This window comes from Clostridium weizhouense (assembly GCF_019431045.1).
Classification (GTDB): Bacteria; Bacillota; Clostridia; order Clostridiales; family Clostridiaceae; genus Clostridium; species Clostridium weizhouense.
Genome location: NZ_JAHXPT010000001.1, coordinates 374,033 through 391,348, shown reverse-complemented (window position 1 = coordinate 391,348; position 17,316 = coordinate 374,033). Strand labels below are relative to the sequence as shown.

General features: G+C 26.4%; 14 protein-coding genes and 1 pseudogene. All 15 read left to right on the top strand.

Annotated features, from left to right (window positions below):
- Window positions 1-3 precede the first annotated feature (3 nt).
- The 15 genes and pseudogenes from mreD (at window position 4) to KYD98_RS01775 (ending at window position 17,312) form a co-directional block, all read left to right on the top strand.
- A complete protein-coding gene (mreD, locus tag KYD98_RS01840) occupies window positions 4-495 on the top strand; it encodes a rod shape-determining protein MreD (protein WP_219777883.1) in 492 nt (163 codons plus the stop codon).
- Window positions 492-3,425, top strand: a complete 2,934-nt coding sequence (locus KYD98_RS01835; protein WP_219777882.1) for a penicillin-binding transpeptidase domain-containing protein — start codon at window positions 492-494, stop codon at window positions 3,423-3,425. The genes mreD and KYD98_RS01835 overlap by 4 nt, the downstream gene beginning before the upstream one ends.
- A 436-nt stretch (window positions 3,426-3,861) precedes the next feature.
- Window positions 3,862-4,503, top strand: coding sequence for a septum site-determining protein MinC (gene minC / locus KYD98_RS01830; RefSeq protein ID WP_219777881.1), 642 nt, complete (start codon window positions 3,862-3,864; stop codon window positions 4,501-4,503).
- Between the two features lie 27 nt (window positions 4,504-4,530).
- A complete protein-coding gene (gene minD / locus KYD98_RS01825; RefSeq protein ID WP_219777880.1) occupies window positions 4,531-5,328 on the top strand; it encodes a septum site-determining protein MinD in 798 nt (265 codons plus the stop codon).
- An 11-nt stretch (window positions 5,329-5,339) separates the two neighbouring features.
- Complete coding sequence (gene minE / locus KYD98_RS01820; protein WP_219777879.1) at window positions 5,340-5,606, top strand: cell division topological specificity factor MinE; 267 nt, start codon at window positions 5,340-5,342, stop codon at window positions 5,604-5,606.
- A gap of 131 nt (window positions 5,607-5,737) precedes the next feature.
- Window positions 5,738-6,871 (top strand): rod shape-determining protein RodA, encoded by a 1,134-nt coding sequence (gene rodA, locus KYD98_RS01815; RefSeq protein ID WP_219777878.1) that lies wholly within the window; start codon window positions 5,738-5,740, stop codon window positions 6,869-6,871.
- A 1-nt stretch (window position 6,872) separates the two neighbouring features.
- Window positions 6,873-6,977 (top strand): annotated as a pseudogene (locus KYD98_RS18050) (methylglyoxal synthase); the annotation flags it as partial.
- A gap of 197 nt (window positions 6,978-7,174) precedes the next feature.
- Window positions 7,175-7,975: a M23 family metallopeptidase gene (locus tag KYD98_RS01810; protein ID WP_219777877.1), complete on the top strand. Its 801-nt coding sequence runs from the start codon at window positions 7,175-7,177 to the stop codon at window positions 7,973-7,975.
- Window positions 7,976-8,003: 28 nt separating this feature from the next.
- Window positions 8,004-8,867: a site-2 protease family protein gene (locus KYD98_RS01805; RefSeq protein WP_219777876.1), complete on the top strand. Its 864-nt coding sequence runs from the start codon at window positions 8,004-8,006 to the stop codon at window positions 8,865-8,867.
- Window positions 8,868-9,186: 319 nt separating this feature from the next.
- Window positions 9,187-10,212, top strand: a complete 1,026-nt coding sequence (locus tag KYD98_RS01800; RefSeq protein WP_219777875.1) for an ABC transporter substrate-binding protein — start codon at window positions 9,187-9,189, stop codon at window positions 10,210-10,212.
- A gap of 161 nt (window positions 10,213-10,373) precedes the next feature.
- Window positions 10,374-12,071 carry an ABC transporter permease gene (locus KYD98_RS01795; RefSeq protein ID WP_373368715.1) on the top strand — a complete coding sequence of 566 codons (1,698 nt, stop codon included), beginning with the start codon at window positions 10,374-10,376 and terminating at the stop codon, window positions 12,069-12,071.
- A gap of 14 nt (window positions 12,072-12,085) precedes the next feature.
- Window positions 12,086-13,159, top strand: a complete 1,074-nt coding sequence (locus KYD98_RS01790; RefSeq protein ID WP_258049568.1) for an ABC transporter ATP-binding protein — start codon at window positions 12,086-12,088, stop codon at window positions 13,157-13,159.
- An 18-nt stretch (window positions 13,160-13,177) separates the two neighbouring features.
- Window positions 13,178-13,885: an MgtC/SapB family protein gene (locus KYD98_RS01785; RefSeq protein WP_219777874.1), complete on the top strand. Its 708-nt coding sequence runs from the start codon at window positions 13,178-13,180 to the stop codon at window positions 13,883-13,885.
- A gap of 206 nt (window positions 13,886-14,091) precedes the next feature.
- Entirely contained in the window at window positions 14,092-15,819 is a 1,728-nt protein-coding gene (locus KYD98_RS01780; protein ID WP_219777873.1) for a cache domain-containing sensor histidine kinase, read from the top strand.
- A complete protein-coding gene (locus KYD98_RS01775) occupies window positions 15,816-17,312 on the top strand; it encodes a response regulator (RefSeq protein ID WP_219777872.1) in 1,497 nt (498 codons plus the stop codon). Before KYD98_RS01780 ends, KYD98_RS01775 begins: the two co-directional genes overlap by 4 nt.
- Window positions 17,313-17,316: the final 4 nt, after the last annotated feature.

Here is a 17,316-nt window from a genome sequence, read left to right as displayed (position 1 = left end):
ATTATGGAAAAGTTAATAGTAATTTTAGTTTCTATAGTATTAGTAATTTTAGATAATTCTCTTGTGCCATTTTTTTCGATTAATGGTGTATATCCAAGTTTATTATTTACATTTGCTATTGCATATTCTATTATAAATGGAAGAGAAAAGGCTGTATTTATTGGTGCAATAAGTGGTATTTTACAAGATTTGTTCTTTTTTTATGGATTTGGAGTAAATTCACTATTAAATCTGTTTTTATGTATAGTAGCAAGTTTGATAGGAGAAAACATTTTTAAAACTAAGAGATTAATACCTGTAATTTCTACTTTAATCTTAACTATATTAAAAGCTATAGGAATTCTTATAATATTTTATTTCTTAAAAATAAAAATGGATCTTTCGAAAAGTTTAATTATGGGAATATATAATGCAATAATAATTTTTTTATGTTACAAGTTAGTAATGAATATTCCTAACGAAGAATATAAAAAACGTCCATGGAGGTTTAAATGATAGTAAATAAGCCAACAAAGAAAAAGAAAATTTCACGATATAAAGTTTTAAGTATTATTATGTTTATAATCTTTGGTGCTATTACTATGAAGTTAATATATCTTCAAATATTAAATTATGATAATTATAAAGAGAGAGCAAATGCTAATTCAACTAGATTTGTATCAGAAAAAGCTCCTAGAGGGAAGATATATGATCAAAACGGTAATATATTAGCTACAAATATACAAACATATACAATCACATATACAAAGACACCAGAAACTGAAAAAAATTTTTATTCGACAATGAGTGAACTTTTTAAGATTTTAAGTGAAAATAATGAGAGTTTTCAAGATACGCTTTCATTAAAGTTAAATGAAAATAATGAGATTTATTTTGATTATAAAACATCAAGTAGTGAATCTAGGAAATATGAAGAAATAAGATTTAAAAGAGATAGAGGATTAAATCAAGCAGTTGAAAATAAATTATTTAAAGGTAAAGAAGAGTTAAATGATAAAGAAATTGAACAAGTAAATAATGAGTTAGTAAAAATAAGTTTAGAAGATACTTTTTATTATTTAGTAAAAAGTTATAATCTGATAGAATGTGTTGATCCTAATCCTACAAAGCAACAAAAAGAATTATATAGTGAAATGGACGGTAAGGAATTAACAGATATCTTACTAAAAAATGGATATTCGTTAAATGATATTAGAAACTTTATTGTTATAAAGGATGCAATAAAGATGCAAAGTTTTAAAGGATATAAAGCTGTAACTATTGCAGGAAACATCAAAAAAGATACTGCTTTTATAGTTTATCAAAAACTTAATGATTTACCAGGTATAGATGTTAGTTTAGAACCAGTAAGATATTATCCTAATAAGGAGTTAGCATCATCAGTTTTAGGATATGTATCATCAATTGATAGTTCAAAAACTGAAAAGTATGAATTAAGAGGATATGATGTTTCATCAGACTTAATTGGTAGATCTGGAATAGAGTCTTCTTTTGAAGAACAACTTAAAGGAGTTAAGGGTGGAACTACTGTTAAAGTTAATTCTCAAGGAAGAGTAACAGAAGAATTATTTAAACTTGAGACACATCCAGGAAATGATGTTCACCTTACAATAGATAATAATATACAGTATGCAGCAGAACAAAGTTTTGCTGATACGTTGAAAGATTTAAGAGAAAATCAAATTTATTCTGATGGTACAAGGTTTGTAAATGCTACAAGAGGAGCTTTAATAGCTGTTGAAGTAAACACAGGAAGAATTTTATCATTAGTTAGTTATCCTGACTATGATCCCAATATATTTACGATACCCGGAACAATAAGTGAAGAAGAGCGTAAAAATTATTTTAATCCTGATTATGAAGCTTTTGCTAAAGAAATGATACAAAAAACAGGAATAAATAAAACTGTAAATAACTTATTTCCACTAGATGAAAATGGAAATAGAAAAGATAATTATGATTTATATCCTAAACCATTTTATAATTATGCTACAATGGGTTTAATTCCGCCAGGATCAACATTTAAACCATTAACTGCTGTAGCAGGTCTTGAATCTGGAGTTGTATCACCAACTGATATTATTGTTGATAGAGGAATATTTACTGAACATCCAGAGACATTCGGAAAAGGATTTGCACCAAAATGTTTAATTTATAGTAATGGTGGAGGAACACATGGAAATGTAGATGTAGCTAAAGCTATACAAGTATCATGTAACTATTATTTTTATGAAGTTGCATATAGATTATATAAATATAATGGTGGAAACCTTGATGCATTAAATTCTATTGCAAAATATGCTTGGCAATTTGGATTAGGAGTTGATCCAAATTCTAATGCAAAAAAGACAACAGGTATAGAAATAGAAGAAAATTTTGGTCAAACTTATAATTTTGATTCATCTAAAGAGCAAGCAATACTTTATGCAAAATTTTATTTAGTTAATTACTTAGAATCTGGAGATTATAATGGTATTGATAAATTTGTAAAATTTGATATACAATATTCAGAAGATGATAATGAAGTTGTAAAAGCAGCCAAACAGTCTATAAAGGATAAAGTCACTGATATCCTAAAAAAAGTAGGTACTGATGAACAAAATTTAAATTTTGATGAATTTTCTAAAGAAATAAAACCAGATGTTCAAAAGATAATTAATAATTCAGATGTATATAAAGCAAGAGTTGCTGAAGCGGAGAATAATGGTAGAAAAGTAAACTTAGAAGAACAGGCTTCTATAGTTAGTAGAGTTATTGCAAAATATACAATAAATGATAAAGCAGTAGAAATAAAATCACCAGCACAACTTGTAAGTGCTTCAATAGGTCAGGGATTAAATTTATTTACACCTATGCAATTAGCATCATATGTTTCAACACTTGCAAATGGAGGAACAAGATATAAATTACATTTGGTTGATAAAGTGACTGATAATGATGGAAATATAGTACAAGAATATAAGCCAGAAATTTTGAATAAAGTTACTATGAAAGATAGCACAATTGCAGCAATAAGAGATGGTATGTCTAGAGTTAATAATGAAGAGGGTGGTACTGCAACCGCAACATTCAAAGGTTTTCCAATAAAAACAGCTGGTAAAACAGGAACAGCAGACTTTCAAGAGCATCAAGAGGAAATAGGAAGAAAACCTTATGCAACATATGTAAGTTATGCACCGGCAGATAATCCACAGATAGCAGTTGTAGCTGTTGGATTTGATGGAGGACATGGTGGAGCTGTTGCACCAGCTGTAAAAGCCGTATATGAAGCTTATTTTAAAGATCAACTTATGAAAGAGCATCCAGAGTATGTAAATTCATCACAATCATTTAAGAAATATATACTAGGAAATCCTAATAATAATGCAAAGCAAGAAATTTCAAATAGTCAACAAGAAAATATAAATAACAGCATAAATGATTAATTATATGTTAAATAGAGTCTTTTAACTAGTAGGTTAAAGGCTCTATTTGTTTATAATAATTATGATGTTTTAAAACAGGGTTAATATTTTTTTATATATCTAAAACTAATTAAAAATGTATACAAAAAATATCAGAATAATGTTATAATTTAACCTAGGTATAGTATTTACAAAAGAGAATATTTTAATATATAGAATTTATCCTATCGCTATCATTACTGATATTATTGATTAAAAATAAGAATATAAAAGTAATGCTATGCGTCTGGGTAATAGGAATTTAAAAATTGTAATAATAAATCTTATATTTAGATTTTTAAACTTATTTTGACAATAAATATGACGCAGAAAATTCTTCTAAGACTCAGGGGTTAGGAAGAAGAAATTATTACGACTACTTCATTTGAGCCTAAGAACCAATTGATTGGAGGTAGCAATGCATAATGATGGTGTTTTGATAAAAGGTAATAAAGAAGGCATAAACGCGACTATCTATATGGAGAAATTTAGTTGTTTCGATGAAATGTTAGAAAGTTTAATAAAAAAACTATCTAAAGGAAAGCATTTCTATAAGGGAACAACCTTAATTGTAAATATAAATTTAAGTTCAATTAATAAAAAAAATATTCAAAAGCTTAAAGAAGCTCTTTTAACTGAGATAGAATTAAAAGAAATTGTTTTAGAACAAATAGATCAAGAAAATGATAAACAGGTAAAAATATTCAACGGTGTATATGAAGGAAAAACTAAATTTATAAGGCGTACTATAAGAGGTGGACAATCCATAAGTTACCAAGGTAATATTGTTATAATTGGTGATATTAATAGTGGTGCTGAGGTACATGCAGGTGGAAATGTAATTGTTTTAGGAGCAATAAGAGGTTGTGTTAATGCAGGAAATACAGGAAATAAAAAGTCTGTAATAGCAGCTTTTTTATTAGAACCAGAAATTTTAAAAATTGCTGATGTAATAACTATTTCACCGGATAATATAGAAAAGCCTAAATATCCTGAATTAGCAAAGATAAAAGATGGAATGATTATAGTTGAACCATATTTGCCAAATAAGTATATATAATATTATAAGGTCGGAGGAGAATGTTAAATGGGAGAATCTATTGTAGTAACTTCAGGTAAAGGTGGAGTTGGAAAAACAACGACTACAGCTAATATAGGGACAGCTTTGGCTGAACTAGGAAAAAGAGTAGTGGTTATTGATGGGGATACAGGACTTAGAAATTTAGATGTATTATTAGGATTAGAAAATAGAATAGTATATACGATAATTGATGTAATAGAGGGAAGATGTAGATTAAAACAAGCTCTTATTAAAGACAAAAGATTTCAAAATTTATGTTTATTACCTACAGCTCAAACAAAAGATAAGGATGATATAAGTCCACAAGAAATGTTAAAGATAGTAAATCAATTAAAAGAAGAATTTGATTATGTTTTAATAGATTCACCAGCAGGAATAGAACAAGGATTTGAAAATGCTGTTATAGGTGCAGATAGTGCAGTTGTAGTTGTAAATCCAGAAATAACATCAGTTAGAGATGCTGATAGAGTTATTGGTAAATTAGATGCAAAAGGTTTAGAAGATCATAAATTAATAATAAACAGATTAAATTATCAAATGACTAAGAATGGTGATATGCTTGACATAAGTGATATTATAGAGACTTTATCAGTTGAGTTATTAGGTGTAGTGCCAGATGATAAGAATATAACTGTTTCTACAAATAAAGGGGAGCCTATAGTTTTAGAAGAAGGATCTTTTTCTGGAAAGGCTTTTAAAAATATAGCAAAAAGAATTACTGGTGAAAAGGTTGAAATTATGAATTTACATCAAGAACAAGAAGGATTTTTTACATCATTAATCAAGCTATTTAAGCGTAAATAGGAGGCAGAGAGATGGGTTTTTTTAAGGGGTTAAGCAGTAAACCAACACCTAAAGAGGTAGCAAAAGATAGATTAAAACTTATTCTTATACATGATAGAGGAGAAATTCCTACAGATACATTAGAGAAGATAAGAAAAGAAATATTAAATGTAATATCTAAATATATAGAAATACAAGTAGATGATGTTGAAATATCAGTAAACAAAAGCGATGATATGGAGGGTGAAAAATCTTCTGCATTAATTGCTAATATTCCTATTAAAAGTATAAAAAGATAAATTTAATTTATAATAATAGTTATTAAAAATATTAAGAATTTATTATAATTTCCTGAATGAATAGATTTTTATAGAGAAAGGTAAGATAATATAATGTGTGCTAAAAATCTCTATGTATTTGGGGTGATAAATTGTTTAGAAACTTTAAAATAGATTTAAGACTAATAAAAGAAATTGATAAAACAATGTTAATTTCAATGATGCTTTTAATTTTAGATGGTGTCTTAAATATATATCTATGCACAAAAGGTAATTATGGATTATCATTTGCTAAGCAACAATTTTCTTGGTTTATATTATCCATGATAGCGCTATACTTTTTTGTAGCAATAGATTATACAATAATTTTTAATTATGTACCAGTTTTTTATTGGGGATCTGTAGTTCTTCTTTTATTAGCTAAAATACCAGGCATTGGTGTTGTTGTTAATGGTGCTAGAGGATGGATTAGAATTGGTGGATTCCAATTACAGCCTGCAGAACTTGCGAAACTTGGGATAATACTTATGTTAGCTAAAAAGTTAGATGAAATGGATGGAGACATAAATAATGTTAAAAATTTTTTTACATTAGCATTATATGCAGCAATTCCAGTTGTATTTATAGTAACACAACCTGATATGGGAATGACTATGGTTTGTTTCTTTATAGTATTAGGAATATTTTATACTTCGGGATTAGATATAAGAATTATTGGTGGAGGTCTTATATCATTAGTATTAGCAATAATAATAGTATGGAATTCAGGTATTATTGCATCATATCAAAAACAAAGATTCACAGCTTTTTTAAATCCAGAAGCTGCTGATGCAACATCTGGGTATCATTTGACTCAATCTTTGATAGCGATAGGTTCAGGTGGGATACTTGGTAGTAGACCATCACTAAAACTTGAAGGAACTACAGGATATGCTGCTCAAAATGTTCCAGAAGTTCAAACAGATTTCATATTTGCAGCTATATCAGAACAATGGGGATTAATAGGTGCATTAATTTTATTAACTCTTTATGGATTTCTAATTTATAAAATGATTACTATTGCAAGAACTTCAAAAGATATTTTTGGATCTGTTATATGCATTGGTATAACTTCGTATTTTTTATTTGCTATATTACAGAATATAGGTATGACAGTAGGGTTATTACCAATTACAGGAATAACATTGCCATTAATAAGTTATGGAGGAAGTTCGTTGTTAACTACTGTTATGTCACTTGCATTAGTTTTAAATGTTGGAATGAGAAGGAAAAAAATATATTTTTAAAGCACAACCACATGGATCTTATGTATTAGCATTAATAAGAGTATGTGATGTACATAATGTGCCTGTAGTTACTAATTTAGCTACTGGCAATCTTATAATTAAATAATTCTAAATTTAAGATTTAAAATATTGACTGTTGTTAGAAGGCAACAGTCTTTTATTTTATGCAATTATATAAATTATTTTAATGAAAATAAAACTTATAATAAATCTTCATAATTAGTATTATATGTAAATATAATCTAATAAAGAGTTACTTTTTTGTTTGTATTATTAAATATATCTAAATAAAAGGAGGTCGTTATGAGTGATTATAGATCAGAGTATGAGAAGTATTATAAAAACATTATGAAACAAGGTAAAAATACTAATGTTAAGACATATCTTCCTTCAAAGGGTAAAAATATTTCTCTAAATAATATATGTGGAAGTATGGGTAATGAAGTTAAAAATAAAACTACAACTTTAACTACAAAATTTATAAGACAATTAATAGCATCACTAATATTAATTACATTAATGTTTTCATTTAAGGTGATATCACTTTCAAAAAACAAAGAATTATATATAGTATCAAAAAATATAATAAATCAGAATATTACTTATAGTAATGTTATTCAAACTATTAATAGTTTAAAAGGTTTAAATGTTAAAGAAAAAGCAGAAGAATACATTAATGTATTTAAAACAAAAACTAAAGAAATAGGGAAAATAAGTGTAAAAGAGAAAATAAAAGATAAATATTGTTTGCCAGTGCTTGCTTCTTATATGAAATTGCAAGGAGATATTAAAGGTGTTTTGATACAAGGTCAAGAAGGACAACAGGTAGTTTGTAGTATGGATGGTGTTGTGAGAAAAGTTTCTAATGATGAAGGGTGCCAAAATATTTTAATAGATCATGGTGATGGAATTGAGACATATTATGGAGTACTTAAAAACTCAAATATAGTAGAGGGGGACCAAGTAAAAAAAGGAGAGTACTTAGGGGACTGTAATAAAATTTCAGGAAGCGGAAAAAATGGAGTAATATTTAAATTTATTTATATGGGAAAGGAGCAAGATCCTACAGAATATTTAGATTTTTCTAATCTTCAAAATGTATAGTGCCATAGTAATGACATAGGAGTTGAACATGAAAAAATGGTATAAAATTTTTATAATAGAACTTTTAATATTACTTGCTATTTTAGATTTTAAAAGTACAATTTTTATTAGCTTTTTTTGGATAATATTACATGAACTAGTTCATATTTTAGTGGCAAATAAATTAGAATGTAAATTTTATAATTTTAATCTTAGCATATTAGGAGCAAATGCTGAATTAAGTGATATTGATGATTTATCAGAAAAAAATAAATTAATATTATATTTATCTGGCCCTTGTTTTAACTTATTTATGGCAGTAATTTTATGCTTTTTTTATGAAGAATTTGATATACTTTTTATAAAAAATAGTATAGATATTAATTTAAGTTTAGGCATTTTTAATTTATTACCTGCATATCCTTTAGATGGTGCTCGAATATATGAAATACTATTATCAAAAAAATTTTTATATAAAGAATGTAAAAAAATAACAGAAATTTGTAGTTTATGTATTTCTACTGGATTATTTATAGTATTTATCATAATGTTATTTTTACATAAAGTAAATATAAGCCTATTTTTATCATCAATTTTAATGACATATACTACATTTTTAGAAAAAGAAAAGACTATGTATATAATTATGAGTGATCTTATTAAAAAGGTAAGAAGGCTAGAAAAGTATGGATATATAGAGAATAAAAGTATTTCAGTATATTATAAAAAAGGTTTAGTTAATGTACTTACTTTATTAGATAAAAATAAATTTAATAAATTTTATGTTCTTAATGATGATATGGAAGTATTAGATATAATTCACGAAGATGAGCTTATAAAAGCATTAAAAGAATATGGAAATATTACTTTAGAGGAATATGTTATAGGAAAAAATAAAATTAAAAAAATATAAAAAATTAGAAGTGATCTTTATAAACTATTATATAAGGAACTTTAAATTTTAGATTAAGCACATAAAATAATAGATTAAATATATGATAATACTAATATATTACTTTTTTTAATGTACCTTAAGTAATAAGCTAAAAATAGAATTTAGGATTCTACTGATAGAAAAGTTTCTACCTTAAGTGTAATAAGGTAGAAACTTTTTGTGTATTGACAACGAAATTTTTACATATAGGTAAGAAATATTTACTTATATTCAAATTCGGAAAATGTTTACATTATAATGAAATTATATTTAGAAGAATTCTGAGGGGGAATAATTAATGAATAAAAAGAGACTACTAGCGCTTTCAATGGCAACTTTAATGATGGGATCTATATTTGCAGGATGTGGAAAAACAAATGATACAGCTAAAGAACCCGAAAAATTAACTATTTATTGTGGATTAATGGAAGACCACATGGTTAAAGTTGTGGAAGAATTTAAAAATGAAACTGGAATTAATGCTGAGGCAGTTAGAATGTCTTCAGGTGAAATTCTTGGAAGATTAAGAGCAGAAAAAGATAATCCTAAAGCTACAGTATGGTATGGTGGACCAGCAGATGCGTTTGTACAAGCAAATGAAGATGGATTATTAGAAAACTATGTTTCAGAAAATGCAAAAGATATTCCAGATAAATATAAAGATAAAAATGGAGCATGGACAGGAATTTATGTTGGCTATTTAGGATTTGCTTCAAATAAAAAATTATTAGCTGAAAAAGGTATAGAAGCTCCAAAGAGTTGGGAAGATTTATTAAAACCTGAATTTAAAGGACAAGTATCAATTGCTAATCCGGGATCATCAGGAACAGCTTATACAGCACTTGCAACAATGGTTCAACTTAAAGGAGAAGAAGAAGGTCTTAAATACATGAAAAAACTTAATGAGAATATTAAGTCTTATGAAAAATCAGGAACAGCTCCAGCAAGACTTGCAGGTCAAGGAGAAGTAATGGTTGGAGTTTCATTCTTACATGATGGAATTAAATATAGAGAAGAAGGTATGAAGGATATTGTTTTAACAGGACCTAGTGAAGGTACAGGATATGAGATTGGAGCAACTGCAATAATAAAAGGTGGCCCAGATCAAGAAGCTGCTAAAAAATTCACTGATTTTGTTTTAAGTAAAAAAGGACAAGAAATTGGTCAAACAGTTGGATCATATCAATTTTTAACTAATGAAACTGCTAAAGCACCTGAACTTTCAAATGAAATTAAAGATACAAAATTAATAGACTATGATTTAGATTGGGCAGGAAAAGTAAGAAGTGAACTTGTAGAAAAATGGAATAACGCAATTAAATAATAGATATGTTTTAAAGTAGTGTTGATATTGTGGTATAAAGCAAATTTTAATGTCAGTTAGTCATTATACTACAGTATCAACATTCTTTTAAAATATAGAAAATATTAAAGATATATTGAGACAAGGTCATTTTTATAACAATTAATATGAGGTGATATATAGTGAAAGTTAGTAATTGTAAAATGAAAGCAAGACATGATTTAGATAATATGAAAAAGATAGTTAGAGATCCTATATTGCTAACAACTATAATATTTTTAATAATTACATTAGCGATATTTATACTTTATCCTTTATATTCTGTATTAAAAGTTAGTTTTATTGAAAATGGAGGATTTTCACTTAGTGCATATAAACAAACATTAAAAGATATAGAATTTAAAGAGGCATTAACAAATACTTTACTTTTAGGTGTGACTGTAGGAGCATTATCAACATTAATAGGATTTATTTTTGCTTATGCAGATGCATACTTAAAATCTCATTTCAAAAAGCTTTTCAAAGTTGTATCTATATTACCAATAGTTTCTCCACCTTTTGTTTTAGCTTTATCAGCTATAATGTTATTTGGTCAATTTGGTATTATAACTAGGCAACTATTAGGAATTACAGACGCGAACATATATGGTTTTAAGGGGATTGTAATGGTTCAAACTATGACATTTTTCCCAGTTGCATATCTTTTATTAATTGGTTTATTGAAGAAAATAGATCCATCTTTAGAAGAAGCAGCTAGAAGCATGGGATCATCTAGATGGAAGACGTTCACAACCGTAACAGTGCCATTAATGCTACCAGGACTTGCAAATGCATTTTTACTTACATTTATTGAAGTTGTTGCAGACTTTTCAAATCCTATGGTTATAGGGGGAAACTTTTCTACTCTAGCTACTAAAATTTATATGCAAGCTATAGGTAATTATGATATGAGCGGCGGAGCTGCAATAGCAGTAGTATTATTAACATTATCAATATTACTTTTTGTAATAGAAAAATTTTGGATAGAAAAGAAGTCATATGTTACAGTTACCGGAAAGGCTTCAAGAGAAAGAGAGTTAATAACAGAGAAGAAAATTGTTTGGCCAATTGATATAGTATGTTTATTAATTGCAGTATTTGTAATTTCATTCTATATATTAATTCCATTAGGTGGAATATTTAAAGTAATGGGAATAGATTATACATTTACATTAGATCATTTTAAATATGTATTTAATCTAGGTATAAAACCATTAAAAGACACTACATTATTATCAATTTATGCAACTCCAATAACAGGAGTTCTTGGTATGATTATTGCTTTTTTAATAGTAAGAAAGAAGTTTATAGGAAGAAGCTTTATAGAATTTACATCACTTTTAGCAATGGCAGTACCAGGAACAGTATTAGGTTTAGGTTATATAAATGCTTATAACACAAAACCATTAATATTAACTGGAACAGCTTTTATAATAGTTATAGCATTTATTGTAAGAAGTTTACCAGTTGGGGTTAGATCAGGTATTGCATCATTACAACAAATAGATCCAGCAATAGAAGAAGCAGCTCAAGACTTAGGTGCTAATTCTACAAAAATATTTACTTCAGTTACATTACCATTAATAAAATCAGCATTTTTTAGTGGATTAGTTTATACATTTGTAAGAAGTATGACAGCAGTAAGTGCAGTAATCTTTTTGGTAACACCTAAATATCAATTACTTACAGCATCAATATTATCTCAAGTAGATAATGGAAGATTTGGTGTAGCATCAGCATTTTCAACAGTTTTAATTGTAATAGTATTGATTGCTATAGGATTTATGTATTTTTTATTAGATAAATTTGGTGTAAGTAAAAATGATGATAATTTATTATAGTAGGAGTGATAGAAATGCAAAGAAGTAAGGGTGTAAATATAAAAAATTTAACAAGAACATATATAATTCATGGTGGAAATTCTGAATTTAAAGCAGTAGATAATATTTCAATTGATATAAAAGCAGGAGAGTTTGTAACGCTACTTGGCCCATCAGGTTGTGGAAAAACTACTACTTTAAGAATGATAGCAGGATTTGAAATACCTACAGAAGGAGAGATATTTTTAGGAGGAGATAAAATAAATAATTTAACTCCTGATAAAAGAGATACAGCTATGGTATTTCAAAGTTATGCATTATTTCCTCATCTAAATATTTATGACAATATAGCATATGGATTAAGAATAAAGAAAATGAATAAAGAAGAGTTAGATAAGAAGGTTAAAGATATAATAGAATTAGTTGGATTAAACGGAATGGAGCAAAGGTATCCTAATCAATTATCTGGAGGACAACAACAAAGAGTGGCTCTTGCAAGAGCTTTAGTTATGGAACCAGGAGTTTTATTATTTGATGAACCTTTATCTAATTTAGATGCTAAATTAAGAGTATATATGAGAACTGAAATAAGAAAGATTCAGAAAAAAGTTGGTATTACAGCTATTTATGTAACACATGATCAATCAGAAGCTATGAGCCTTTCAGATAGAATTATAATAATGAATAAGGGAATAGTTGAACAGGTTGGAACACCTAAAGAAATTTATTATACTCCAGCAACTCAATTTGTAGCAGACTTTATAGGAACAGCAAATTTTATAGATGGTAATATAATATCAATAAAGGATAATAAAGCTGTTATAAAAGTTGGAGATGTAGAATTAAATTTACCTTATAAAGGAACTAAAAAAGAGGGAGACTCATGTAAAATAGTATTAAGACCAGAAGCAATTCAAATAGATAAAAAAGGATTATTTAAAGGAAAAATAATAGCATCAACATTTATGGGAGCATTTCAGGATTATACAATACAATTAGAAAATTCAGTTTTGAAATGTGAAGATTTTAATCCACAAATTAAAAAGATATATGAAGAAGATCAAGAGGTATTTATTAGTTTTCATGAAGATAATGTTCACATCATATAATTAATAAAGGGAAAATCTATGACCTTACAGGAAATTATATTAAAATTAATATTATCAATTTTAATTGGTGGAGTTATAGGATCTGAAAGAGAAGCTACAAATAGTCCAGCAGGGTTTAGAACACATATATTAGTTGCATTAGGTGCTACTGTAATTTCATTAATACAAGTTGAAATGGTCAATGAATCTATAAAACTAATAAATGGAGATGAGGCTTTAGCTAATGCTATAAAAATAGATATGGGAAGATTAGGAGCTCAAGTTATAAGTGGAATAGGTTTTTTGGGAGCAGGAACTATAATTCATACTAAAGGTGCAATAAAAGGCCTTACTACTGCAGCATCATTATGGATAGTAGCTTGTATTGGTTTAGCTATTGGATTAGGTTACTACTCTATAAGTATATTAGCAGGAATTTCAGTAGTATTAGTATTGGTAAGTTTAAAAAGATTTGAAAAGAGATTTATAATTAATGCTGGTAATTATAAAATTTATATAGAGTATACTGATAAAGGTGAAACTATGAAATATATTCAAGACTCTATATTAAACAATGGTATAAAGATAATAAATTTAGAATTTTATCAGGAAGAAGATGAAGATAAAAAGAAGATAAAAAGTTGCTTACTTACTGTGAAAATTCCTAAATTTTATACTTTAAATGAATTTTTATTACAGTTAGCAGCTAATGAGTATATAAATCAAATTTATGAGGTAAAAGACTAATTTATTAGGCTATGTTTTAAAATGCTAGTATTCACTTAAAATATAGCGATTTATTATAATTTAAAATTGAATAATCAATTAAAAAGATAGTGATTTAGGATTTTTTAAGTCTCTATCTTTTTTTATGGAATTAGTTTATTATGGTAATAGAAAAATAAGTTGAAATTAAAGGTAAAGTGATACAAGTTAATAGGGGACCTGATAGAATGAATAAGAATTTTAGTTTCAAAAGGAAATTACTTATTATATTTTTGATTGTAGGAATGATACCATTAATATTACTCTGGATATATGATACTGTGTTTATTATAAAATCTACATATGAAAAAATATATTCTTTTACAAATAGTAATACAAAAATAGCATCAGAATTGATAGAAAGTAATATTAGTACATATGAGAAGATTGTTAATTATGTTGCAGATAATTATGATGTTCAAAGAATAATGAAAAAAGGAAATAGTAAGGGAAATAATATAGATGATAGATTTTATGATACACAAGAATTATATAAAATATCAACTGCTATATTAGCTACGCAAAGTACAGAAGTACCACTGCATATTATAAATCTGGACAAGAGTAGTAGATTTTCAACTACAAATTATTATTATCCAATTTATAAAGATTCAAGAGGTGATTTTTACAAACAATTAAGTGAAAATGAAGATGTCGTTATAAATAAAATTCATAGGAGAGTAGATGGAGAAAATTCTAAAGATACTGTTCTTTCTATTGGAAAAGCAATAATAGATAAAGAAACAAAGCAGATAATAGGGTATGTTGTTTTAGATGTTTATGATAGTTATTTTGATGAGATTTTTGAGTTTACATCATTTATTAAAGAGTCAAATGTTATGGTTTTTGATGATAACGGTTTTATAATTACTGATAAGAATAATAAAAATTCTACTGGTTTTAAATTAAATTCTGAGTATTTACTTCAAATGAATGATAAGTCTGGTGTGATAGATATATCAATGGATGGAAAAAATTATTTAGGTTATTATACAAGTGCTAATAAAAAAAAGATACGAGTTATGGAATTAATACCTAAGAAATATTTTTTAGAAGAATTTTTAAATAACATAAAACTGATAATCATATTAACGATGTTTGTAATAATAATAGCTATATACTTTGCTATCTTTATGTCAAAAAAAATATCTAAACCAATATTAGAGATTAAATCATTAATGAAGGAAGTTGAAAAAGGAAATTTAGAAGTATCCATAAAAAATCATACTAATGATGAGATTGGAGAATTATCAAGAGGTTTTAATCATATGGTAAAGAAGTTAGATAGGCTTATCCTAGAAGATTACAAAAAGGAACTTTTAGTTCAACAAGCAGAATTTAATGCTTTAAAATCTCAAGTGAATCCACATTTTCTTTATAATTCATTAGGGGTAATAAGTTGGATGGCAAGGCTTGGAGAAGATGATTCAGTAATTAAAGCTACAGATGAGTTAGCTAAATTTTTTAGATATAATGTCAATAGTAATGAAGATACTGTAAAAGTTAAAAGAGAATTAGAACAAATAAATAGTTATTTAACTATACAAAATTATAGGTATAAAGATAGGTTTGAAAGCATTATTAACATAGAAGAAGATATTTTAGATTGTATGATATTAAAATTAATGCTCCAACCATTAGTTGAAAATGCTATTGTACATGGATTAGAAGAAAAGTTGGGAAATGGAACTATAATTATTAATGGATTTAAAAGTAATGATAATTTATGCTTTCAAATTAAAGATAATGGAGTTGGTATTGAAAATAGTAAAACAAAGGGTGAGGGAATTGGACTTAAAAATCTTGATAAAAGAATAAAATTATTTTATGGAGAAAGTTATGGTGTATTTCATTCTAAAGAAAAAGAATTTACTATATTTACTGTAATAGTCCCTAAGAAGGAGGAAAATAGATGATTAAAGTAATCATAGTTGATGATGAATACTACTCTAGAAAAGGACTTAGATGTATAATTCCATGGGAAAATATGAATTGTAGTGTTTGTGGGGAGGCAACAAATGCTTATGAAGCCATAGAATTGGCAAAAAAGATTAATCCAGATATTATAGTTACAGATATAAATATGCCAGAAATAGATGGAATAGAAATGGCTAAAATAATTAAACAATTTTTGCCTAATGTAAAATTTATAGTTATAACTGGACATGATGAATTCCAATATGCTAGAGGTGCGGTAAAAATAAATGCTTTGGATTTTATTTTAAAACCAATTCAAGTAACAGAATTTACAGAAGCAATTATGAAAGCAGTAGAACTTATTAAAAAAGGGAAAGAGTATGATGAATTAGCAGTTGAAAAATATTTCTTAAGTATTATGCGAGGCCAAAGTTCTATTAAGGGAGTGGACAAATATTTAGATATTTCAAAGAATGTTAGATTAGTACTTATAAATAATGATAGTTATGAAGAGTTTATAAATGCTAATAAAGAAAATTTAAATATACAAATTATAAAGAAAATAAAAGAATGGGCAATAGAGAATATAGAAAATTGTTATATATTTGTAGCTCATAGTAATATAATTGGATTAATATTTTATGAAAATAAGGATATAGATTTTGAATTATTGATTAAAGGTATTAAAAATAGTACACAAGGAATAATTACAATAGCTATAACTAAACCTAGATCGCCAATAAAATTAAAGGAATTATATAAAATAGCTAAGGAAGTATATAGTACATGTTTTTATAAGGGATACGGTAAAATTATAGAAGAGGAAGAACAAAATAATATACATAATAATTTTCAGAGCAGTTATGAAAAAATTAACAATATAATTACAGAGATAATATTTAATATATCAAATATAGATATAAAAGAATTAAATAGAAATATTAATAAATTGTTTAAGATATTTAATTATTATATGATAAGGAAAAATGTGATAATTAAAGTTGTGTTTGAATTGATATTAAAAATCAAGGAAAAACTTAAAGAATTAGATATTTCGATTGATAATCTAGAAAATATAGAGTTAGAAAATGATTATAAGCAAATAAGCTATTTAAAAAATGATTTAGAAAAATTTATAGATGCAGCAATAGAAAATATAAGAGACTACAGAGGGGAACTAGAAGATAACACTATAAAAAGAGCTATTAAATTTATAAATGATAATTATAATAAAGATATATCATTAACAGTTGTAGCAAATAGTGTTTATTTAAATGAAAGTTATTTATCTAGAGAATTAAAACAAGCTCTAGGTATTGGATTTTTAGAATATATAAGAAAACTTAGAATGGAAAAGGCTATAGAGTTATTAAAAGCGGGATATTCATTATCAAGAGTAGCTGAAAAGGTAGGGTATAATGATTATAGAAAGTTTACTTATAATTTTAAAAAATACACAGGAGATATTCCTAGCAATTACAAGATAAAATAATTTA